At 34.6% G+C, this 22,596-nt stretch carries 20 protein-coding genes; 13 read left to right on the top strand and 7 right to left on the bottom strand.

From position 1 onward, the window contains the following. Positions 1–2,781: a hypothetical protein gene (locus JQC67_RS18030; protein WP_203254297.1), complete on the bottom strand. Its 2,781-nt coding sequence runs from the start codon at positions 2,779–2,781 to the stop codon at positions 1–3. A 223-nt stretch (positions 2,782–3,004) separates the two neighbouring features. Here JQC67_RS18030 and JQC67_RS18025 point away from each other — a divergent pair, with 223 nt between their 5' ends. From JQC67_RS18025 to JQC67_RS18000, 6 genes are all read left to right on the top strand, one after another. Further along, positions 3,005–3,751 carry a peptidase associated/transthyretin-like domain-containing protein gene (locus JQC67_RS18025; RefSeq protein WP_203254296.1) on the top strand — a complete coding sequence of 249 codons (747 nt, stop codon included), beginning with the start codon at positions 3,005–3,007 and terminating at the stop codon, positions 3,749–3,751. Continuing rightward, positions 3,738–4,517 (top strand): hypothetical protein, encoded by a 780-nt coding sequence (locus JQC67_RS18020; RefSeq protein ID WP_238934905.1) that lies wholly within the window; start codon positions 3,738–3,740, stop codon positions 4,515–4,517. The genes JQC67_RS18025 and JQC67_RS18020 overlap by 14 nt, the downstream gene beginning before the upstream one ends. Positions 4,518–4,591: 74 nt before the next feature. Next, positions 4,592–5,098 carry a DUF6702 family protein gene (locus tag JQC67_RS18015; RefSeq protein WP_203254295.1) on the top strand — a complete coding sequence of 169 codons (507 nt, stop codon included), beginning with the start codon at positions 4,592–4,594 and terminating at the stop codon, positions 5,096–5,098. 62 nt (positions 5,099–5,160) lie between these two features. Then, entirely contained in the window at positions 5,161–7,467 is a 2,307-nt protein-coding gene (locus tag JQC67_RS18010) for a M1 family metallopeptidase (protein WP_203254294.1), read from the top strand. A 123-nt stretch (positions 7,468–7,590) separates the two neighbouring features. Further along, positions 7,591–7,920 carry a Sec-independent protein translocase subunit TatA/TatB gene (locus tag JQC67_RS18005; protein WP_394369468.1) on the top strand — a complete coding sequence of 110 codons (330 nt, stop codon included), beginning with the start codon at positions 7,591–7,593 and terminating at the stop codon, positions 7,918–7,920. Between the two features lie 8 nt (positions 7,921–7,928). After that, positions 7,929–8,489 carry a phosphatase PAP2 family protein gene (locus tag JQC67_RS18000; protein ID WP_203254292.1) on the top strand — a complete coding sequence of 187 codons (561 nt, stop codon included), beginning with the start codon at positions 7,929–7,931 and terminating at the stop codon, positions 8,487–8,489. Here the strand turns inward: JQC67_RS18000 and JQC67_RS17995 are convergent. Next, on the bottom strand, positions 8,467–9,108 hold the full coding sequence (locus JQC67_RS17995; RefSeq protein ID WP_203254291.1) for an O-methyltransferase: 642 nt from the start codon (positions 9,106–9,108) through the stop codon (positions 8,467–8,469). The two genes, JQC67_RS18000 and JQC67_RS17995, sit on opposite strands and share 23 nt — an antisense overlap. Before the next feature lie 45 nt (positions 9,109–9,153). Between JQC67_RS17995 and JQC67_RS17990 the strand changes: the two genes are divergently transcribed. From JQC67_RS17990 to JQC67_RS17975, 4 genes are read left to right on the top strand one after another with little or no spacing between them, the layout of a single operon-like run. Beyond that, positions 9,154–9,636 (top strand): GNAT family N-acetyltransferase, encoded by a 483-nt coding sequence (locus tag JQC67_RS17990; RefSeq protein WP_317198383.1) that lies wholly within the window; start codon positions 9,154–9,156, stop codon positions 9,634–9,636. 53 nt (positions 9,637–9,689) lie between these two features. Then, on the top strand, positions 9,690–10,961 hold the full coding sequence (gene kynU, locus JQC67_RS17985) for a kynureninase (RefSeq protein ID WP_203254290.1): 1,272 nt from the start codon (positions 9,690–9,692) through the stop codon (positions 10,959–10,961). A 15-nt stretch (positions 10,962–10,976) separates the two neighbouring features. After that, positions 10,977–12,095 carry an MBL fold metallo-hydrolase gene (locus JQC67_RS17980; RefSeq protein WP_238934903.1) on the top strand — a complete coding sequence of 373 codons (1,119 nt, stop codon included), beginning with the start codon at positions 10,977–10,979 and terminating at the stop codon, positions 12,093–12,095. Positions 12,096–12,141: 46 nt separating this feature from the next. After that, entirely contained in the window at positions 12,142–13,293 is a 1,152-nt protein-coding gene (locus tag JQC67_RS17975; protein WP_203254289.1) for an MFS transporter, read from the top strand. On the opposite strand, the gene JQC67_RS17970 is transcribed toward JQC67_RS17975, so the two are convergent. Then, positions 13,290–13,940: a hypothetical protein gene (locus JQC67_RS17970; RefSeq protein WP_203254288.1), complete on the bottom strand. Its 651-nt coding sequence runs from the start codon at positions 13,938–13,940 to the stop codon at positions 13,290–13,292. The genes JQC67_RS17975 and JQC67_RS17970 overlap by 4 nt on opposite strands. 319 nt (positions 13,941–14,259) lie before the next feature. Between JQC67_RS17970 and JQC67_RS17965 the strand changes: the two genes are divergently transcribed. Then, positions 14,260–14,808 (top strand): ClpP family protease, encoded by a 549-nt coding sequence (locus JQC67_RS17965; RefSeq protein ID WP_203254287.1) that lies wholly within the window; start codon positions 14,260–14,262, stop codon positions 14,806–14,808. A 198-nt stretch (positions 14,809–15,006) separates the two neighbouring features. Next, entirely contained in the window at positions 15,007–16,350 is a 1,344-nt protein-coding gene (locus JQC67_RS17960) for an FAD-dependent oxidoreductase (protein ID WP_203254286.1), read from the top strand. A gap of 87 nt (positions 16,351–16,437) precedes the next feature. On the opposite strand, the gene JQC67_RS17955 is transcribed toward JQC67_RS17960, so the two are convergent. Next, positions 16,438–17,220: a zinc ribbon domain-containing protein gene (locus JQC67_RS17955; RefSeq protein ID WP_203254285.1), complete on the bottom strand. Its 783-nt coding sequence runs from the start codon at positions 17,218–17,220 to the stop codon at positions 16,438–16,440. A 2-nt stretch (positions 17,221–17,222) separates the two neighbouring features. Next, positions 17,223–18,317 (bottom strand): Nif3-like dinuclear metal center hexameric protein, encoded by a 1,095-nt coding sequence (locus JQC67_RS17950; protein WP_203254284.1) that lies wholly within the window; start codon positions 18,315–18,317, stop codon positions 17,223–17,225. A gap of 46 nt (positions 18,318–18,363) precedes the next feature. Between JQC67_RS17950 and lpxK the strand changes: the two genes are divergently transcribed. Beyond that, a complete protein-coding gene (lpxK, locus tag JQC67_RS17945) occupies positions 18,364–19,371 on the top strand; it encodes a tetraacyldisaccharide 4'-kinase (RefSeq protein WP_203254283.1) in 1,008 nt (335 codons plus the stop codon). Here the strand turns inward: lpxK and JQC67_RS17940 are convergent. Both JQC67_RS17940 and gap read right to left on the bottom strand, forming a co-directional pair. Then, on the bottom strand, positions 19,352–21,568 hold the full coding sequence (locus JQC67_RS17940; RefSeq protein ID WP_317198382.1) for an ATP-binding protein: 2,217 nt from the start codon (positions 21,566–21,568) through the stop codon (positions 19,352–19,354). The genes lpxK and JQC67_RS17940 overlap by 20 nt on opposite strands. Further along, a complete protein-coding gene (gene gap, locus JQC67_RS17935) occupies positions 21,565–22,575 on the bottom strand; it encodes a type I glyceraldehyde-3-phosphate dehydrogenase (protein ID WP_203254282.1) in 1,011 nt (336 codons plus the stop codon). The genes JQC67_RS17940 and gap overlap by 4 nt, the downstream gene beginning before the upstream one ends. Positions 22,576–22,596: the final 21 nt, after the last annotated feature.

Here is a 22,596-nt window from a genome sequence, read left to right as displayed (position 1 = left end):
TTAATTTATTTGTTGCCAATCAGCACCATCACTTTGTATTTGTAACACAGCACTAGCTGGAATTACATTTGTACTTACGGTACTGGTTGATGGGACATAATCAAAGCCTGAAAAATTGGCAGGACTTGCTGATGGGTTTTTAATTATATATATTCTACCTTTCGAAGTAGCAGGGTCTGGAAGAGCTATGTCTGTTGGACCTGCACCTGAATTTAAAATTAATGTATAATCGTCATCAGTTAGACTTGTATCACCGGGTGGGTTTCGTATTGCAGTAGCAAAAGTACCATTTACGTGTAAGGTTGATGTGGGGTTTTGAATGCTAACACCAACTTGTTGGTCAGGGTCTATTCGAATAGCCTCTGTGCCAACAGTAGAAAAACCTAGTTCGTCTTCTACGGGTAAAAACATTCCAGAGTTAACATCATCAGTAAATCGATAGGAAGGTAGTGCAGCAGATCCTTGTGAGTTTTTAATACCTTGCGTGCGTGCAGTACCACCTATGTTCAATTTCACATTATTATCTGCATCTATAAACTGTGGGCCTACATATAATTTATTATCTGTGTTATCCCAAAAAAGTTGTGCATTATTCTCTGTAGGCGCAAAAGGAGTTGTTGCTGCAGCAAAGAAAATTGAGCCGGCAGCTGTGCCGTTGTGCCCACCACTTGCAAGTGCTGTATTGATTCCAACTAAATGGGCTTCGACATCTGCGGTAGCGGCAGTATAGTTGGTAGCTGTTGCGGCAACAGATACATCAGCCGCGGTTTGGTCGTCAAGAAAGGGAGTAAGGTTAATTGCAGTGCCACCGTCTTCCAAAGTTAAAAGGTTTCCTGTTTCAAGAGTTAACTGTTGATTGTCAGTTCCACTTCCGCCGGCACCCCAAAGAATTCCACCAGCCCCATCGGAAGTTAATACTTGGTTTGTACCTCCTGTGCCAATACCATCGATATCAATTCCACCATACAGAACAATATCACCATTGTTTTTAATGGTGAAGGCTTTATCGTTTAAATCAGTGCTTACAGTACTTGTAGTTGAATTTTGAAGAAAATGAAAATCTCCTCGAGCAAAACCGCCAGTTCTTTCATATACTAAACCACCCTTACCATATGTTGTGGAGCCTTCAGTTGAGAATAGAATTCCTGTTGTAGTACCTGTTCCATTATTTCGATTTTGTAACTCTAAGGCATAAGCAAATCCTGGTTTACTTTCTGCAATGTGAACCTTTACTTCATCTGATTGCGGATTACCATCTAAACCAACATAAAGTGCTCCGTAACCTGTTGTACCAACTTTCCTTCCTTCAGGATCCCAATAAAAACCACCATCATCATTTGCGTAACTATTATCATCGGTAGTTGTTGGTTTGCCAAGATTGGCAGGGTCTTTATCTGCAAAAAATATGGCATTCGCCGTGCCAGAATGCTCACCAGCTTGGGTATCAATTTTCCATTCAAGGTTATCATTATCCCATACCATTATATCGCCATTGGCTGGTGGAATAGTAGCTGCAGGATCCGGGTGTGCCAGCATATTTAGTTCTACAGCATCATCTTCAATTGTTAAAGCACCATCATTTGCTAAAGTCGCATCACCACTCACCGCTAATTGTTGCGCTACATCACCTGCACCTCCAATTAAAATACTTCCATCCGTTATTGCTCCACCACTGGCAACAGCAGCTAAAACATAAGCTCTGGTAGCAGCATCTTGTGGGTCTACTGGATCTAAAATATTCTTTATTAAAGCTGCTCCGCCATCCGTTCCTTGTGTTAATACTTGAGCTAAATTCTGATTTCCACCTACGTTTGCATCAACATACGCTTTAGTAGCTGCATCATTTGGGTTTGTAGGTGCCCCTAATCCAATTATTTTGTTTGTACCAGCATCATTACCTTGAGTCAAAACATTTGTTAAATTTTGACCACCACCACCAGCTAAACTACTTAAGTCTATAGTAGTATTTAAGCCTCCTTCTGTAATAACCAATTCATTAGAAGCATTTAATATTGCTGCTGTAATTAACTCATCTGTTGTATTTCCTGCACCACCAGCTAAACTTGATAAATTTGCAGTGGTATTACCACTTGGGTGTTCAAGCGTAAGAATATTAGTTCCATTGTCAAATGTTATGGTTTGTATTTCATTATTTGGGTTGATATCCTGATCTGCAGTAATATGTCCATTGATAAACGTTGTATTCGCATCAATTAAATCTAAAACGGGTTGATTATCATAAAAAGCACCATTTCCCGTAGGGTTTGTAATATCATTTGCCGCATCTGGATCTATAGTCAGCAGATTTAAATCATTATCAAAATAACTAAGTGGTAAGCTATCCCTATTTATAGCATACGGCCCTACCGCATTTTGACTTAATTTATCTACGGTAACCGATCCATTTTGTAGTTTTCCAAGACCTATTGCCCCATCTTGTATATCATTACCTTGTATACTAAAATCATCAATATGATTACTTTTAATACTATTATCAGCTACTTCAAAACCTGCTGAATCACAAAGGTTTACCCATTGTGTGCCATCATAATAATGAATACATTGCGTATCGGTATTATAAATCATTGCACCTTGGTTGGGCACAATGGCATCCATTTGAGCCGTGGTGATTCTAGTGATGACTAAAACTCTGTCATTACTTTCTAGCTCTAAAACCGAAGTCGGTGAAATTGCTTGTGGGTTATCGCCAATTTTTATTTGCCCAAAAATTGCAGGCATAGCAAATAATGCGATAAGTAGGATTAATCGTGATTTTCTCATAGGGAAGGAGATTTATTTTCCTTTTTTATAATAGCACTACCAAAAATACAATTATGCACTAACATAATGAATAATTAACGACAAAATGGATAATCAAAGGGCTTAAACGTCATATGACCGCGCATCATGCAAAAGTGTACTTTTGTATGTACGTCAACAAATTAACAAAAGTTTAGTTGCTTACTTTTTTTTAAGAACCAAACTTGTTTTTTCTTTAATGCATATGAAAAAGATTTACATTTTTTTAATTCTTATTGGTTTTACTAGTATTTCTGCACAAGATGATACTAGAACATTATTACGTGGGCAGGTACTGTACAGAAATGTAAATGTACCCAATGAAAACGTAATTAATGTTACTTCAGAAATGGCAACAATCACTAATGATAACGGGCAATTTGCTATAAATGTGAAGGTGGGTGATGAGCTTGCTTTTACAGCGGTAAATTATGAGTTAGAGGTTATTACTATTACTGCTGATATGATAGCAAATAACAGATTGGTTGTTGAAGTCAATGAAAAAGTAACTGAGTTAGATGAGGTTGTTATTTCGCCTGAAGACAAAGAGAAGTTCTTAGAAGCACAAAGTGAAAAATTTAAAGAAGTTGAATATGAAATTGACCGTGCTACCGAGGTAGAGAATATATCGCTATCTCAGGCTGAAAGAGGTATGAAAGACGGAATTAATTTTGTAAATATATTTAAAGCTTTAATGGCTATTGGTAAAGATAAGGATCAAGAAAATGTACCAAAATTAAAGCCTAGTGAAATTTTACGACAAGTTTATAATGATGAGTTTTTTGTGCTCGATTTAAAATTACCACAAGAAAAAATTGAAGATTTTTTATATTATGTGGATGCCACTATGGATGAAAAAACATTGTTGAAAAAAGACAATGAATTTCAATTGTTAGATTTTCTTGTAAATCAAAGTAGGGAATACCGAACCCAAATGGATGAGGATAAATAACCTTCTTTTTGCCATCTTTTTAGCAATGACCACTATTGTAAGTGCTCAAAATCAATTTCATACTGATTTGCAAGGTCGTGTTTATAGTGACGATGGTGATGTGGCTGCTACGCATGTTTTAAACATTTCAAGCAATAGATTTACCATTACTGATATTGATGGTTTTTTTGAGATTCCTGTTAAACTGTTTGATACACTAGTTATTTCTGCCGTTCAATTTAAGCAAAAGCAAATACTAGTAACGCTAGATATTCTTGAACAAGAATTATTTCAAATTCATATGGATGACGCGCTCACGCAATTATCAGAAGTAGTTGTGCGCCCCTATAATCTTTCAGGTGATTTATCTCGTGATGCGGGTAATCTAAATACTGGTAAAATTATTACGGCTTCTACCTTAAATTTACCCAATGCTTATGTGAAATTACCAAGCAAGGCAGAACGTGTACTTTTTGCTGCTACAGCCAACCCACTTATGAGTATCGATCCCTTGATAAATGCCATAACCGGACGGACTAAAATGTTGAAAAAAAGGGTGAAGCGAAATTCGGTATATAGCCGTACACAAAGGGTTAGGGCGTTTTACGTTGATTCACTTTTTGTTTCAGATTTAAAAATTCCTGAGGATCAAATCAGTGCATTTATGTACTATTGTGAGGTAGATGCGTATTTTCAGGCCGTGGTTGATACGCATGACCATTTAAAAATTTGGGAATATTTGCGTAAAAAAAGTGTGGTCTATCGTAAAAACAACGAATTAGATTAAAGTTTAAATCCGCAAAGTACATTAATTATTGGCATAAAATTTGTCATTTATAGTCAGGTTAAATTGAAAAATATATGAAAGTCTTTAAGCGTGGTTTAATTATTTTATTACTGCCACTTTTTTCTTTTACAGTTATTCATAAGTTTTACGTGAGTGTCACAAATGTTACTTATTCTGAAAAATATAGTTCCATACAAATCACTTCAAGAATATTTATTGATGACCTTGAGGCTTTACTCAAAGAGCGTTATGGTCTTGATGCTAAATTAGCAACTGAAAATGAATCAGATGCGGCTGCCGCTTATATTCAAAAGTATTTCAGAGAAAAGTTTATAGTAGAAATTAATGGGGATCTCAATGAATATCAATTTCTTGGTAAAAAATACGACAACGATGTTGCTATCCTTTATATAGAAGTAACTAATATCGAATTGACAAAATTACAGTCAATTTCAATACAAAATAAACTGCTTACAGACCTCTTTGATGAGCAACAGAATATTCTTCATTTCAAGATAAATGATAAAAAAAAGAGCTTTGTACTGATGAAGGATAATGATAAAGGAATGTTAAAATTGTAACGCAATATTAACAAATCCTTAGAAATCCATTAATTTTCCAAGATTAATAATTAAAGACAGAAATGAATAAGATAAAATACTGTTTAACCACACTATTGTTTCTTATCAGTGCAGTGAATTTTGCACAGGATCAAGAAGCACCAAAAGTAAAAGAACCTGGTCATGTAAACCAGAGTAGATTCAAACAACTTTATGAAGAGTTCGCAACGCCCAATAGCTATCGTTCGGCTTCAGGTGCTCCAGGACATGAGTATTATCAACAACAAGCAAATTATGTTATAAATGTTGAGCTTGATGATAAGAATCATAGAATTAGTGGTAATGAAACCATTACCTATATTAATAATTCTCCTGACGATTTAGAATTTCTTTGGGTACAATTGGATCAAAACATAAGAACCAAAGATTCTAAAGCAAAACTGAAAAATGGTGGGGGAGTGCCAATTGCAGAAAAAGCAAGCACCTTTGCCAGCAATTATTTAACTGAACCGTTTGATGGTGGTTTTGTAATTCAAGAAGTGAAAGATGCCTCAGGTAAACCTTTATCGCATACAATCAACTTTACAATGATGCGTATAAACTTACCAGAACCATTAAAAAGTAAAGAAAAAATATCCTTCTCAATAAAGTGGAATTATAATATACCTGATCATACCGTAAATCGCGCTAGATCTGGCTACGAAGAATTTGCTGATGGTAATCGTGCGTATGTAATTGCTCAGTTTTTTCCTAGAATGGCGGTTTACAATGATGTAGAAGGATGGCAAAATCATCAGTTTTGGGGTAATGGCGAGTTTGCATTAAATTTTGGTGATTATGAAGTCAATATAACGGTGCCAGCGGATCATATTCTTGATGCTACCGGTACGCTTCAAAACCGAAAAGAGGTGTTTTCTAAGGAAATGATGAAACGTTACGAGCAAGCTAAAAAGTCATATGACAAGCCTGTGCTTATAGTGACACAAGAGGAAGCAATTGAAGCTTCGAAAGGTTTTTCAGAGAAGAAAAAGACTTGGAGATTTAAAGCAGAAAACGTTCGTGATTATGGTTTTGCAACCTCAAGAAGATTTATTTGGGATATGCAGAACGTTAAATTGGGTAGCCGTGATGTAATGGCAGTTTCATTATATCCGAAAGAAGGAAATCCGTTATGGGAAGAATATTCTACTAAAGCTGTAGCACTTACTTTAAAGTCATATTCGTCACATACATTTGATTATCCATATCCAAAAGCAATTTCAGTACATGCTAAAAATCAAGGTATGGAATACCCAATGATTTGCTGGAATTACGGTAGACCAAATGAAGATGGTTCATATTCTGATCGTGTTAAATACGGAATGATTAGTGTTATTATTCATGAAGTAGGTCACAATTTCTTTCCAATGATTGTGAACTCTGATGAACGCCAATGGGGTTGGATGGATGAAGGTTTAGATACTTTTATGCAATATATGGCTGAACAAGAGTTTGGTGAATTGTATCCTGAAGCTATAGCGCCAAATACGGCTTATCCTTCAAGAAGAGGTGCGCCAGAGAAAATAGTGCCTTATATGGCTGGGGACCAAAGCAACCTTGCGCCTATTATGTCAAACCCTGAGAATGTATATCAATTAGGTCCGAATGCATACGGTAAGCCCGCAACTGCACTTAATATACTTCGAGAAACTGTTATGGGGCGCGAGCTTTTTGATCATGCTTTCAAAACCTATGCGCAACGTTGGAAATTTAAACATCCAACACCAGAAGATTTCTTTAGAACTATGGAAGACGCTTCAGCTGTTGATTTAGATTATTATTGGAGAGGTTGGTTCTATACTACAGATTATGTAGATATAGGTGTCAAAGGAATCAAAAAGTATTTTGTAAGTGATAGGCCAAATAAAAAAATGCAGGAATATATGGCTGCTAATAACTTAAAGGAATCTGATTTATTACCACTCGTATACTTGGTTGATGAGGAGGCTGATAATTTTGATCCAGCTCTTAAAGGTAAAGCACCATCAGAATCATCACAAAATTTGAAAGAATTTATGATGGATAATATGACCGAAGCTGAAAGAAATGCGGTTAAAGAACCAAAGTATTTTTATGAAATAACCTTTGATAAACCAGGTGGTATTCCAATGCCAATTATTGTGGAGTACACCTATGCTGATGGTACTAAGAAAAATATAACGTATCCGGCTGAGATTTGGAGAAAAAATGACAAAGAAGTGAATTTGGTAATTTCATCACAATCAGAACTTACTAATATTGTTATTGATCCAAAATTGGAAACTGCTGATATTGATACCACCAATAATTCGTGGCCAAAAAAGGAGCAAGAGACTGATTTTGACCAGTTCAAAGAAAAAGTGAAAGGATAATTTTAAATTCCCTTTTCGTTCGAGAAACCTGTTAGATTTATTTCACTACAATTTTTTTGTTAAGGTGAGAGTTTGACAGGTTTTTTCTATTTAAACTTCATTATATTTGTCTCTATGTTTTTAATGCATTTTTTATTCATAAGTGGCGGCGAGATATTCTTTATCATGTTTATTGTGGTAATGGTTTTTGGTGCTGATAAAATTCCTGGTATTGCCAAGGGATTAGGCAAGGGTATGCGTCAACTTAAAGATGCTACAGAAGATATTAAGCAAGAGATTCAAAAGAGTGCCGATAAGCAAGGTATTGATACCAGTTTTATTGGTGATATCAAGAAAGATATCACTGATGTGAAAGACAATTTAACTTCGGGAATTTCTGACGACCTTAAAAAGGGCTTTGATGGCGTTAAGAAAAGCGTTGATGATGTTACGGGTACAATAAAACGCAAGTAAACTTCACTATGCTAGAGAAACTACTCGATTGGGATCGAGAGATTTTCATATTTCTCAATAATCTTGGTACAGATTCGCATGATGTTTTCTGGCAAACCATAACAAAATTCCCGCCGTGGATTCCATTATATTTAATTCTCATAGCATTACTTTTTTGGAAGAGCTCATTTAAAGAAGGGGTATGGATGCTTCTCTCTTATGTATCAATGCTGGTAATTTTACAGCCTACAATTTATACGACTAAGCATTTTGTTGGGCGCCTAAGACCTAATAATAATGAAAGTATCAACCAATTGATTCGCATTGTGCATGAACCTTCTAATTTTAGTTTCTTTTCTGGGCATGCAGCTTTTTCTTTTAGTATAGCAACTTTGGCCGTTTTGTTTTTGCGAAAAAAAACAAGATTCATACATTTTGTATGGCTTTACCCAATACTCTTTTCGTCAAGTCGTATTTATCTCGGTGTGCATTACCCAAGTGATATTTTAGTTGGTGCTCTAGTTGGTGTCTTATTTGCATTTGTATTTTACAGAATGCATCAAAAATTTAAAGCACCCTACATACCGTAAGGCCATCTCTAATTGGCAGTAATACTGTTTCAAAACGAGGGTCTTCCTTTAGGTTTTTATTGTAATCTAGAAGTATTTTTGTCGCTTTGTCTTTGGGGTTTAATGGCTCAACTACCTTGCCTGACCACAACACATTGTCAGATAAAATTATGCTTCCTTTTTTTACTTTCTTTAAAACAACTTCTAAGTAATTTGGATAATCTTTTTTTTCAGCATCAATAAAAACAAGATCAAAAACCAAATCCAATTTTGGTATTATCTCTAATGCATTGCCTGTATGTTGAATTATTTGACTTCCATAATTGCTTTTGTCAAAATACCGACGTTGCATTTCATTCAATTCTTCGTTTACATCAATAGTATGCAATGTACCGTCCTCTTGTAATCCTTCAGCTAAACAAAGTGCTGAATAGCCTGTGTAGGTACCTATTTCTAATATGTTTTTTGCATTGATAATCTTTGAAAGCATACTCAAAACTCTGCCTTGAAAATGCCCAGTTATCATTCTGGGCTGAATGACTTTTAAATGTGTTTCGCGCGTGAGTTCTTGCAAAAGTTTAGGTTCATTCTCAGAATGATTTTGTATGTAATTTTCAAGTAAAGGTGATAAGAAATGCATCTGCAAATTTTTGTAAAAATATAGATTTATAAACTACCTTGAAATTTGAAAAATGAACTAGTGGTTATGGAAGAAGTTTTAATAAGAAAAGCAACAGTAGCAGACTTACCTGCACTTTTAAATTTTGAGCAAGGAGTTATAGCCTTTGAAAGACCTTTTGATCCAACTTTAGCTGAAGATCCTATTAGTTATTATGATTTACGTGAAATGATTATTTCTGAGGATGCTGAAGTTTTGGTTGGTGAATATTTAGGAGAGTTGATTGCTTCGGGCTATGCGCAAATTAAAACAGCAAAGGCTTATCTGAATTTTGAAAAGTATGCTTATTTGGGTTTTATGTTTACTGCGCCAGAAAGTAGAGGTAAAGGGGTGAATAAAAAAATAATTGATGGTTTAAAAGCTTGGTCTATTGCAAAGAATTTAAAAGAAATCAGGCTTACAGTTTATGAAGAAAATGAAAATGCGATAAAGGCTTATGAAAAAGTTGGATTTAAAAAACACATAATTGAAATGCGTTTGGAGGACTAATAAACGGTGATATTTTCTATGCCATTATGCGTATTTTTACACAAATTTAGTACATGACTTTTCAAAATTCTATAGAATTTGCTCGTGGCCTTGATGCCCAAGATTCACTTTCAAAATACCGTGATGAATTTCATTTTCCGCAAGTTGCTGGTAAAGATGTGATTTATTTTACAGGTAACTCTCTTGGTTTGCAACCAAAGCGAACTCGGAAATATATTGATGAAGTTATGACCGACTGGCAACAATTGGGTGTTGAAGGTCATTTTCATGCAGAAAAACCTTGGTGGGATTATCATGAAAGACTTGCTGAGCCTCTAGCTAATATAGTTGGGGCAAGTCCTGAAGAGATTTGTGTCATGAATACTTTGACGGTCAATTTACATTTTTTAATGGTCTCGTTTTATCGTCCTACAAAAAAGCGATTCAAAATTATATGTGAAGAAAAAGCCTTTCCATCTGATCAATATATGTTGCACAGTCAGGTGAAATTTCATGGTCTTGACCCTGATGAGGTTCTAGTAGAAGTGAAAAAGCGAGAGGGTGAAAACATTTGGCATACAGAAGATGTACTTGAGAAGATTAATGAAGTAGGTGATGAATTAGCATTGGTTTTAATAGGTGGAGTTAATTATTACAATGGTCAAGTTTTTGACATGAAAAGTATAACCAATGCTGGTAAAGCTGTTGGTGCAAATGTTGGTTGGGATTTAGCACATGCAGCTGGTAATATTGAATTGAAACTAAATGAGTGGAATGTTGATTTTGCCTCTTGGTGTAGTTATAAATATATGAATAGTGGGCCTGGTAATGCATCAGGAATTTTCGTGAATAAAAAGCACTTAAGCGATAAAAATATTCCGCGATTTGAAGGTTGGTGGGGTACCAATAAGAAAACACGTTTTTTAATGAAACCTGAATTTGAACCAACAGAAAGTGCTGATTCGTGGCAAGTGAGTAATCCGCCAATTTTGTCACTTGCGCCCTATTTAGCTTCGCTAGAAATGTTTTCAGAAATAGGAATGCCTGCTTTAATAGAAAAGCGGAATAAAATTACTGGATATTTAGAATTTATTCTACAAGAAATTGCCAAAGAGGTAAACGGTTCTTTTGAAATTATTACGCCTAATGACAGAGGTTGTCAACTATCTGTTTTTCTTCATGGGCATGATAAAACCTTATTTAATTATTTAATGGAAAATGGTGTAATACCTGATTGGCGAGAGCCTAATGTTATCCGTTTGGCACCCGTGCCACTTTATTGTTCGTATGAAGATATGTATCGTTTCGGGCAAATTCTAAAAGCCGGAATACTTGCAGAAAAATAGGTTTATAAAATTTCAATGAAAAAATTTCTAAAAATGATACTATCTGTTATTGCTACAATTATTGGTATTGTGGTGCTTGTTGCAATTATATTTATTTATACTTCACCTGAATTTGGTGCTAAAAGTAAAGGGACCGTTAAAGAAATAATTGAAAAGTCAGAAAATTTTAAGGGTGGTAAATTTCAAAATGTATATGAAACTGCCGTAGCTACAAAAACAGATTGGGGTGCTATGCTTGGTTTTTTTACTAATGGTAATAAAGTGCCAGATTGGTCAATACCTGTTGAGAAATTACCAAAAGATTATTTTAAAAATGTACCAGATTCACTCACTAGGTTGACTTGGTTTGGGCATTCAGCATTACTTTTAGAAATAGATGGTAAAAAAATATTTTTGGATCCTATGTTGGGATCTGTGCCTTCTCCGCACCCAATGCTGGGGTCAAAGCGATTTAATGATACTTTACCAATGGCAATAGATGATTTGCCAAATATTGATGCTGTTTTAATTTCTCATGATCATTACGATCATCTTGATTATGGTTCTATTAAAAATTTAGATTCTAAAGTTGCTCATTTTTATGTGCCGTTAGGTCTTGGTGCGCATTTGACGTCATGGGGTGTTGCAGCTGAAAAAATCACTGAAATGGATTGGTGGCAGCAAGTTGACTTCTTTGGAATTACTTTAGTGTCTACTCCAGCACGGCATTTTTCAGGTAGGGGACTAACGGATCGATTTAGTACTTTGTGGTGTTCTTGGGTGATAAAAGGAAGTACTAATAATATTTTCTTTGGAGGCGATTCTGGTTATGATGCCAGTTTTTCTGAAATAGGGAATAAATATGGTCCTTTTGATTTTGCTATGCTCGAATGTGGTCAATATGATGAACAATGGGCAGAAATTCATATGATGCCTGAAGAAACAGTACAAGCAAGTATAGATCTTAAAAGTGAAATATTAATGCCTATTCATTGGGGAGCCTTTAAATTAGGACTCCACCCATGGCAAGAGCCCGCTGAGCGTGTGTCAAAAAAAGCTGCTGAGTTAAATGTACAATTGGCAACGCCAAAAATTGGTGAACCTATTGTTTTAGGAGAAACTATACCAGCCTCAAGTTGGTGGATTAAAAAGTGATTTATACTTAAATCAATTGTTTTAAGCGTACCGTAATCAATTTCAAATGAAGTCCCTTCTTCTTATACTTTCAAATCCTCGGTATTTTGCACCTGCATGGGTTTTTACTAGCTTAAATATACTATTCGGCACGTGGGCTATTTATATTCCAATGGTGAAAGAAAAACTAGCTATTGACAAATCTGAACTTGGTATCGCTATTTTCTTTTTGTCTTTAGGTGTATTTGCTATTTTTCCCGTGGCAGCAAAAATCATTAATAAAATAGGAGTAGGTAAGGCTACCTGGTATGGAGTTCTTTTAATTTGCTTTTCAGGTGTTTTGCCGCTGCTTGCACCAAATTACTATACCTTAATGGCTGCCTTATTTGTTTTTGGTGCTACTCATGGTTTTGTTGATATTGCTATGAATACATTGGTGACAGAAATAGAAAAAGAAGACAAACAAAATTTTATGTCCGCAGCCCACGGTTTTTTTAGTTTGGGGGGAGTTCTGGCTGGACTAGGAATTTTCTTGATTGCTTTGATAGGGAATCCAGTTTTACACATGATTATTGCCATATCATTAGTGTTCATCGTCAATTTTGTGTTTTATAAAAAGTATGTTCATATAATAGCTGCACCTGTAGAAAAAGAGGCTTTTAGCTTAAAATTGTTCAAACCACTTTTGGTAATTGGGCTTGTTTCATTCATGGTAATGGGTGGTGAAGGTGCAATTGTAGATTGGAGTGGTTTGTATTTAAAAGAAGTTAGCATTGCCCCAGAAAAATTATGGGGAGCAGGATTCTTAGTTTTTTCAATTACAATGACTACCGGTCGATTTTTGGGTGATAGTATCAGTCAAAAAATAGGTTCTATTAAAATAGTAGCTTTTGGATCTTGTATTGCTATTGTTGGTTATTTCGCAGTGTTAAGCACACAAACGTATTTAGCTATTTTAGGCTTCGGATTAATTGGTTTAGGCTTCTCGGTAATTATTCCAGAGTTGTTTAGAATCGGAGGTAATGTAAAAGGTATTGATTCTTCACAAGGTGTTGCCTTTATTGCTGGTTCTGGATATTTAGGTTTTTTAACTGCTCCGCCGATATTAGGTTTTTTAGCCGATAGCGCTTCGCTTACACTTAGTTTTGTGGTGCTCTTGGGGTGTTCAGTTTTAGTACTGTTGTCAACTTTTATTCTCGGGAAAAAGAAAGCACACTAGTTTACAGAAAGTCCAGTGAAATTTAAATTGAAATCAGCATCTGCTTTTTTGTGAGATTTTGCAATTTTCAATCCATTGATATTCTCATAGTCTTCAAATGTTGTTATCATAGAAGGTTCAGGTTGATTAGCTCTTCTAAATACCCATTCTTTAATAACATAGTCATCCTCAAAATAGAAATCATAGGCATCACCTGGTGTATAACCTCCTTCATTACCGTAAACAATAGTTAATTTTTGCATCGGTTTTTTTGCAATAGGGGCAGTAGATTTTACGGTATGTTTATGTGTAATGTTATTGCGGTCCCATACCAGTTGAAAAGGGGCTAATAACCAAAATTTGTCATTTATAAAACGTCCATTAACTTTATAAGCTGTGCTATCCATGCTAGCTCTATTGTAGTCTAATGTCTCACCATCAATAGTTGCCGTTACGTCATTGGTTTTAGTTAACCAGACCCATGTGCGTTCAGAATGCGTGCCATCACTGTCGACATTAAAAGTAAATTTGATTTCTTTTACCTTGCTCCAATTTTCAAATCCATGTGCATTAGCAACTTTTTCAAGAATGTTTTGATCTTGAGCTACTATGTTTTGACTATAAAGTACAATTGTTGCTAATAAAAAATAAGAAACTAATTTTCGCATGACACTGTTTTTTTCAAAAATAAGAATTTAGATTATATGAAGAATAAAAACTTGATAGAGAACGTCTTATATTTTTAGTGAATTAAATTGATAGGGCATTTTAATAATAAAGAATGCTATTCGAATTATTTAAATAGATGCCTTGTGTTTAAACCTTTTAATTTAACTCAAAAAATGGCGTAATCGAGGTTAAACCATTTTAAAACTATAGATGTATTGCAAATAAACAGGCTAATTGTACTCTTTTTTATAGATTGAAAGTCTCCTCTTTATACCTATCGATTATTTACGTAATTTTGATGCTTATCAAAAAATAAATATGAGTACAAAAAAAGGAAAAGTACAGCAAGCCATTGAAGAGAAGCTTTTAGAAGAACGTAAAGTTTTTTTATGGGGAATGGTTGACGATGATTCTGCAAAACATGTGATTGATCGACTGCTTTATCTTGATATGTTGAATAATAAAGAGATTCAGCTAATTATTAATAGTCCTGGTGGTTATGTAACATCTGGCTTTGCAATGTACGATACAATAAAATCATTGAAGAGTCCGGTTTCTACAGTTTGTTCTGGTCTTGCTGCTTCAATGGGGTCTATTTTACTTTCTGTAGGTAAAAAAGGAAGACGATTTATACAGCCTCATGCACAAGTTATGATTCATCAGCCAAGCGGTGGTGCAAGAGGGCAAGCTTCAAATATTGAAATTCAAGCACAAGAGATTATAAAAACTAAAGAATTAAGCGCACAAATTTTGGCCGATAATTGCGGACAGAAATTTGAAAAGGTGCTTAAAGATTTTGATCGTGACTACTGGATGAATGCAGAAGAATCGATTAAATACGGTATAGTAGACGGTATCTTAGAATAATTTAAATGCCTAATAAATCTAAAAGTCCTTCGCAATTTATATGTGAAGGACTTTTTTTTGAATATATATAGGCGCTCTCGCGGAATGTTCATTAGTATATACGTTTTAAATGTCGCTAACAGATGTTAGTAATCTGTTAAGTAGACGTGAAGAAATTCATTACTTTTACTTCACTTATTTTCCACATTTGATTAAAAAATGACCCAAACTTCAAAGAATATTGCAATTATTGGCTCAGGTCTAGTGGGTTCGTTATTGGCTATTTATCTCAAAAAAGCAGGGCATCAGGTTACAGTTTTTGATCGTAGGCCTGATATCAGAACCATCGAATTTTCTGGGCGCTCAATTAATTTAGCAATGAGCAATAGAGGTTGGAAAACCTTGCGTGAGGTTGGCCTTGAAGATGAAATTAAACAAATAGCGATTCCCTTAGATAAACGTGCAATGCATGTTGTTGGTAAGCCAATGTATTTTCAACCATATGGTAAAGAAGGTGAGGCTATTTGGTCTATTTCTAGAGGTGTGTTAAACCGAAGAATGATAGACCTTGCTGAACAGGCTGGAGCTGTATTTAAGTTTAATGAAAAAGTATGGGATGTAGACCTTCCTGAAGCTAAACTGTTTACTGGTGAAACCGAAAAAGGGGAGTGGAAGACCTATAATTATGATATTATATTTGGTTGTGATGGCGCTTTCTCAAGAGTTCGTCATAAAATGCAACGTAGAAGCCGATTTGATTATTCGCAAGATTTTATTGACGTTGGCTACAAAGAATTAACGATACCGGCAAACGCAGATGGTACGCATAAACTCGATAAGAATTCTTTTCATATTTGGCCAAGAGGTAGATTCATGTTTATTGCTATGCCAAACCTAGATGGTAGTTTTACGTGTACGTTGTTTATGCCTTTTGAAGGAGAGGTTTCTTTTGAAAGCATTCAAACCAAAAGTGATGCAAAGACCTTTTTTACCGAATATTTCCCGAACGTGATGCAGGTAATTGAAGATTTAGCTGATGATTTTTTTGAAAATCCAACGAGTGCTTTAGTGACTATGAAATGCTATCCTTGGACGTATTGGGATAAAATAGCTCTTGTAGGTGATTCAGCGCATGCTGTGGTCCCTTTTTATGGTCAAGGTATGAATGCAGGTTTTGAAGATATTTCGGTCTTAAACGAGATGATGTTAACGCACGGTGATGATTGGAATAGCGTTTTTAGTAATTATCAAGAAGCTCGTAAGCCAAATGCTGATGCTATTGCAGAACTTAGTTATCGCAATTTTATTGAAATGAGTAGTAAAACAAGTAACCCCAAGTTTTTACTACAAAAGAAAATTGAAAAACGGTTTGCTAAAAAGTATCCTGATAAATGGATACCCGCTTATTCAAGAGTGACATTCTCTGAAAGACCTTATGTAGAAGCTTTAGCTATTGGCGATGCGCAAGAGAAAATTATGATGCAAGTGATGCAAATGCCTGATATTGAATCAAAATGGGATAGTGAAGAAGTGGAGCAAAATATTTTAAGTTTATTAAAATAACTTCGTTTCTATTTTCAGATACCTTTAAATTATAGCAAAAAAAAAGCCATCCGTAAAGATGGCTTTTTTTTGAGTTAGTTAATTTACTTATAGCTTAGCGAACATTTTTTCCATTTTTGCTTGCTCTTCTTCAGCTAAAACGGGATCCACTAATATACGACCACTGTGTTCGTCTGTAATAATTTTCTTTCTAGAAGCTATTTCAACTTGTACTTGTGGAGGAATAGTAAAGAAAGAACCACCAGAAGCACCTCTTTCAATTGGCACAACTGCTAAACCATTCTTTACATTTTCACGAATTCTTACATATGCTGTAACAAGACGCTCTTCTATATCTTTTTGAAACTTAGCTGATTTAGCTAATAATGCTGCTTCTTCTTTTTCAGTTTCAGCTAAAATTGCATCAAGTTCACTTTTCTTATGCTTAAGATGTGCCTCACGCTCAGAAAGTTTTTCTTTTGTTCCAGAAATAACTACTTTCTTTTGCTCAATCTGTGCTTTGAATTCTTTGATGTTTTTCTCAGCCAATTGAATTTCTAATTCTTGAAATTCTAATTCTTTTGAAATTGAATTGAATTCACGGCTATTTCTAACATTCTTTTGCTGCTCAGTATACTTCTTAATCAAAGTTTTGGCTTCTTCAATTAGATTCTTCTTAGCGCCGATTTCAAAATTTATTGTTTCTACATCAGTTTTAAGCTTGTCCATACGAGTTTTAAGACCAAGTACTTCATCTTCAAGATCTTCAACTTCTAAAGGAAGTTCACCTCTGACATTTCTAATTTCATCTACTCTTGAATCGATCAATTGAAGATCATATAATGCTCTAAGCTTATCTTCTACTGTAGCTTCTGCCTTTTTTGTTGCCATATTTATAAATACTTGATGGGATTGGTGTTACTGTCCGATAAACGGATTGCAAAATTAGGAATTTTTTCCGTAAGATAGTCAACTAAAAGGTTTTTTGTAAACTGCTCACTTTCATAATGTCCGATGTCAGCAATTACCATTTCATTTTCTGCCTCATAGAACTGGTGATACTTTAGGTCAGAAGTGATGAAAACATCGGCCCCGTTTGACTTAGCGGCTGAAATGGCAAATGCACCACTACCGCCTAAAACTGCTACTTTTTTGACTTCTCGCCCTAATAATTGTGAGTGCTTAATCACAGAAACATTCATTTTTTGCTTTACAAATGAAAGAAAATCACTTTCATTCATAGGTTTTACAAGCTCACCTAGCATTCCCATGCCAATGTTTTGGTTCTTGTTTTCTAGTGAAAACACCTCATAAGCTACCTCTTCATAGGGATGATTTTGAAAAAGTGCCTGTAAAATTTTCGGTTGATTACTTGATGAAAAAGTGACGTTGATTTGAGTTTCTTCTTCAAAATGTAATTTACCACTTTCACCCTTTACTGGTTTACTGTTTTCTCCACCCTTATAACTACCTGTTCCATCAACTGTAAAACTACAATTGCTATAGTTGCCAATGTTGCCAGCACCTGCATTGAATAATGCATTTTTGAGTTTATTGGCATCATCTTTTGGAACATATGTTGTCAACTTTTTAATGCTTCCTTTTTGCGGCATTAATATTTGAGTGTTCACTAGCTCTAGCGTCTCACAGATTTTTGCATTTACACCTTTAGAACTATTATCTAAGGCGGTGTGCATACTATAGATAGCAATATTATTTTGAATGGCTTTTATAACTACTCGTTCTACATAACTAGATCCAGTAATTTTCTTTAAGCCTGAAAAAATTATTGGATGAAAACTAATTACAAGGTTACAATTATGTGCTATGGCTTCGTCAATCACATTTTCTAGTGTGTCTAAGGTGACTAGTATACCAGTAACCTTTTGTGATGAATTGCCAACTAAAAGACCAACGTTGTCAAAATCTTCTGCTTGCGCCAATGGCGCTAATTCTTCTAAAATATTAGTAACTTCTTTAACTATCATATCGAAAAAATATCATTCCAAAGTTAAATATTATATTTTCGTCATAATGATACTGCTTAGAATTATTAGTTTACCTATCGCTTTTGTCTACGGATTGATTATTCATGTACGTAATTATTTTTACGATACAGGTCTTTTCAAATCAAAATCATTTGAAACACCAACGATTTGTGTAGGTAATTTAAGCCTTGGGGGCACAGGTAAGACGCCAATGGTTGAGTTTTTAATTGCTGCTTTACAAGATGATTTTAAGGTTGCTGTATTGAGTAGGGGATATAAACGTACCTCAAAAGGATATGTGTTGGCAGAAAGCAATAGTACAGTTGAATCATTAGGTGATGAACCGTACCAAATTCATAAAAAGTTTAAGCAAATTACTTTAGCGGTTGATGCCGATCGTAAGAATGGTATTAGAAACCTTCAAAGTGAGATAAAACCAGATGTAATAATTTTAGATGATGCCTTTCAACATAGAAAGGTAGAACCAACTTTTTCGGTTTTATTGACGGCGTTTGATAAACTTTATTCTGAAGATTATTTTATTCCGTTTGGCACATTAAGAGATGGCAGAAATCAGGCAAAAAGAGCCCAAATAATTGTAGTTACAAAGTGCCCTATTGACCTATCAGAGCAAGAAAGAAATAAGGTGGTAAAAAGTCTTAATCCTAATAAGAATCAGAAAGTATTATTTTCACACTTGGATTATGGAAACATACTTAAAGGTGGGGTTGTTGATGCAACGCTTGAATCAATTAGCGCTATTAATTTTACGCTTGTAACTGGTATTGCCAACCCAGTGCCATTGGTTCATTATTTAAAAGAAAAGCAATTAAATTTTGAGCACCTAAGCTTTAAAGACCATCATGCATTTAGCACCAATGAAATAGAAAATCTAAATTCTAAAGAGTTTGTTTTAACTACAGAAAAAGATTTTGTTCGTCTTCAAGGCAAGGTTCAAAAATTGGCATATGTTGAAATCACACACAAATTTATTGATGGTGGTAAAGCACTATTATTAGGAGAATTGAAAAATATTACGAAGCTGAATTCTTGATTTTATTGTCAAAAATATTTTCACCAATTTTCTGGTAAAAAACTTCAGGTTTAAAAGGTTTGGTAACAACATCGTTACATCCGGCTGCGTAGAATACTTCTAGACTATCATCTAAAGAAATCGCAGTTAAGGCTATTATAGGTGTTGAAGGGTCAAATTTTCGAATTCTAATCGTTGCCTCATCACCACTTATGCCTGGCATGTGAATATCCATCAAAATAGCATCATATGTATTGGCTCCGGCCAAGTCAACAGCTTCAAACCCATTGCTAGCTATGTCGCTGGTTATTCCTTTTTTGGTGAGCATTTTTTTGGTAATGACCTGGTTTATTTTATTGTCTTCTACAATTAAAATATGTAAACCTTCAAACTCGTAGTCTTTAGGGGTCATTTCAAACGGAATATCATCAATAATGCTATCCTTACTTTTAATATTTAACTCAAAAAAGAATGCACTACCAACGTCAAGTTCACTGCGCAGTTCAATTTTACTATTAAATAAACCTAAAAGACTTTTTACAATTGTTAAGCCTAAACCGGTACCTCCATATTCACGGTTGATTTGAATAGAACCTTGTTCAAATCCTTCGAAAATACTTTCTTGTTTTTCTTTTGAAATACCAATTCCATTATCTGAAACTTCAAAATAAATAGAAACGTCTTCTTCAACTTTCTTCAGCAATTTCACAATTACTTTAACTTCACCATTCTTAGTGAATTTTAAAGCATTGCCTACTAAATTCATAATGATTTGCGACAATTTTAAAGGGTCACTCATTAAATGAGAAGGTATACTTTCATCATAATCAAGTACGATTTTAGTATGGTTTTCATTCGCACTTTGCTTCAAAGAGTCAATTACCTCTTTTAAAACCTTTTTTAGATTAAACTCAATGTTTAATGGTTCTAATTTATCAGCATCAATTTTATTAATATGTAAAATGTCATTAATAAAGTTCAAAAGATAATCGCCAGAAAATTTTAAGGCTTTTAGATGCTCTTTTTGTTCAGCGTTCGGATTTTCTTCTAACAACAGGTGCGTTAGACCGGTAACAGCATACAATGGGGTTCGCAATTCATGACTTACGGTTGATAAGAAATTACTTTTGGCTTCCATAGCCTGTACAGCTTCATCACGAGCTACTTGTAATTCGTTATTCTTGGTTTGTAATAGGTCGTTCGTTTTAAGTTTAATCTGATTGTTTCGATACAATGAAATTGCTAGTAATGAAATAATCATTAAAAAAGCAGTGGTCGCAATTGCTGTTAATTCGGACCTGTTTTGCGACTCCGTTAATTCTTCTATTTTTTGATCCTGAAGTTTAATTTGATCGCCCATAAAATCAAACTGAACCTTATCTGCAACCTTCATTTCAGTTTTAATTTTATCAATATTAAATATTGAATCGCGTAAGCCTAGTAGGTTTTTGTTACTAATTAAGGCTTTATCAAATAGTTCAAGATTTTCATAGGTTATACCTAACAATTGATTGGCTTCAAAAATTTCTTTAAAGAAACCATGTTTTTGGGCCATTGCTAAGGCCTTTTCTGCATTGTCTGAAGCTTCTTTGTGCTTTTCTGTTTTGATAAATACTTTAGATAGGCCTATATGCGCTTTAGTGGCTAAATACTCTTTTTCATAGATATCGGTATTGATAACCAAAGAGTTGAAGTTTTTTTGAGCATCATCATATTTCTCTTGATTTAGAAAAATATTGCCTTCAACCAATAGTATGTTGTTAAACATATTACGGTCGTTATTCAGTTGTTTTGCCTCATCTAATAAATATCGAGCTTGAAAACTTTTTTCATTTTTGAATTCAATAACCCCCTCAATATATTTGTGTATAGCGTTACCATACGGGTATTCAATATCTTTTAGCAACGCTTTTGCGCGGTCCCAATAAAATAGTGTAGTGTCTTCTTTGTCAAGTCTAAGGTAAACAATGGCAAACTTGTGGTAGCAATCGATCAGCGCTTTTACATCTTCATTTTTCTCTGCAACTTTGGCTGCATTTTGAAGCGAAAGAATTGCCAAATCAATTTTATCTTGATTGCTGTATAAACGAGCTTCATCAAGATATACGTCTAAAGGTTTTTCAGGAATTGAATCTTGAGCAAAAAACATTTGCCCAATAAAAAGACAGGCCATAATTAATGGCAACCGAAATTGAATATGTAATGAATTAATTTTCAAACGTAATTTTTCAAGACCATCATATTAATCAAATCTATTAATCTACTGCTATAACCGGTTTCATTATCATACCAACCGATTATTTTGACCATTTTACCGATAACTGATGTCATCTGTGAATCAAACGTACAAGAATGACAACTATTGTTTATGTCGACAGATACTATTGGATCCTCTGTATATAAAAGTATGGTTTTTAGTTCATTAAGCGAATATTTTTTAAAAGTTCGATTAATTTCTTCAATAGATGTCTCTCGTTTTACATTAAAAGTGATATCAGTCAATGATCCGTTCGGTACTGGTACTCGAATGCCACAACCGCCAATAGATTCAGCTAGATTTGGAAATATTTTTGTCAAAGCCTTGGCAGCTCCTGTTGTAGTCGGAACTATTGATTGTCCGGCTGCTCTGGCGCGCCGTAAATCTTTGTGAGGTTGGTCGTGCAAGCTTTGATCCGATGTGTATGAATGAATAGTTGTAATGTATGCTTGTTCTACACCACATAAATCATCAATGATTTTAATCATTGGTGCCGCGTTATTTGTTGTACATGAAGCACATGACACAATATTATCTTCTATGGAAATAATGTTTTCATTGATTCCAAAAACTACCATTTTTATATCATCTTCTACCGGAGGTACTGATAAGATTACCTTTTTTGCGCCATTGGTAATATGATGTTCTAAAACAGCCTTAGTTTTAAATTTACCGGTACACTCTACAACAATGTCAACGTCACTTGTTGACCAATCAATTTTATCTGGACTATTATGATTTGTAAGTGCAATTGGCCGCTTGTTGAAAATTATTTGATTTTCTATATGAGTGATATCATGGTCAAAAACCCCATGAATACTGTCGTATTTAAGCAAATGCGCTAATGTTCTAGCATCGGCTAAGTCATTAATCGCAACTACTTTTAAGTGCTCATGCTTTTGAAGTAGTCTAAATAAGGTACGGCCAATTCTTCCGAAACCATTGATACCAATTTTAATTTCGCTCATTTGGAATGGATTCGATTGAAG

It is taken from the genome of Aurantibacter crassamenti, from assembly GCF_016811105.1.
Classification (GTDB): Bacteria; Bacteroidota; Bacteroidia; order Flavobacteriales; family Flavobacteriaceae; genus Aurantibacter_A; species Aurantibacter_A crassamenti.
Note: the sequence above shows the minus strand (reverse complement) of the source record. Positions and strands in the feature narration are given on the sequence as shown.

Coding starts and splice junctions, on each gene's coding strand:
- JQC67_RS17980 (WP_238934903.1), top strand. CDS start 10,977: ATGAAAAAATTTCTAAAAATGATACTATCTGTTATTGCTACAATTATT.
- JQC67_RS18010 (WP_203254294.1), top strand. CDS start 5,161: ATGAATAAGATAAAATACTGTTTAACCACACTATTGTTTCTTATCAGT.
- JQC67_RS18030 (WP_203254297.1), bottom strand. CDS start 2,781: ATGAGAAAATCACGATTAATCCTACTTATCGCATTATTTGCTATGCCT.
- JQC67_RS17995 (WP_203254291.1), bottom strand. CDS start 9,108: ATGCATTTCTTATCACCTTTACTTGAAAATTACATACAAAATCATTCT.
- JQC67_RS17950 (WP_203254284.1), bottom strand. CDS start 18,317: ATGATAGTTAAAGAAGTTACTAATATTTTAGAAGAATTAGCGCCATTG.
- JQC67_RS18000 (WP_203254292.1), top strand. CDS start 7,929: ATGCTAGAGAAACTACTCGATTGGGATCGAGAGATTTTCATATTTCTC.
- JQC67_RS18025 (WP_203254296.1), top strand. CDS start 3,005: ATGAAAAAGATTTACATTTTTTTAATTCTTATTGGTTTTACTAGTATT.
- JQC67_RS17965 (WP_203254287.1), top strand. CDS start 14,260: ATGAGTACAAAAAAAGGAAAAGTACAGCAAGCCATTGAAGAGAAGCTT.
- gap (WP_203254282.1), bottom strand. CDS start 22,575: ATGAGCGAAATTAAAATTGGTATCAATGGTTTCGGAAGAATTGGCCGT.
- JQC67_RS18015 (WP_203254295.1), top strand. CDS start 4,592: ATGAAAGTCTTTAAGCGTGGTTTAATTATTTTATTACTGCCACTTTTT.
- lpxK (WP_203254283.1), top strand. CDS start 18,364: ATGATACTGCTTAGAATTATTAGTTTACCTATCGCTTTTGTCTACGGA.
- JQC67_RS17955 (WP_203254285.1), bottom strand. CDS start 17,220: ATGGCAACAAAAAAGGCAGAAGCTACAGTAGAAGATAAGCTTAGAGCA.
- kynU (WP_203254290.1), top strand. CDS start 9,690: ATGACTTTTCAAAATTCTATAGAATTTGCTCGTGGCCTTGATGCCCAA.
- JQC67_RS17975 (WP_203254289.1), top strand. CDS start 12,142: ATGAAGTCCCTTCTTCTTATACTTTCAAATCCTCGGTATTTTGCACCT.
- JQC67_RS17970 (WP_203254288.1), bottom strand. CDS start 13,940: ATGCGAAAATTAGTTTCTTATTTTTTATTAGCAACAATTGTACTTTAT.
- JQC67_RS17960 (WP_203254286.1), top strand. CDS start 15,007: ATGACCCAAACTTCAAAGAATATTGCAATTATTGGCTCAGGTCTAGTG.
- JQC67_RS18020 (WP_238934905.1), top strand. CDS start 3,738: ATGAGGATAAATAACCTTCTTTTTGCCATCTTTTTAGCAATGACCACT.
- JQC67_RS18005 (WP_394369468.1), top strand. CDS start 7,591: ATGCATTTTTTATTCATAAGTGGCGGCGAGATATTCTTTATCATGTTT.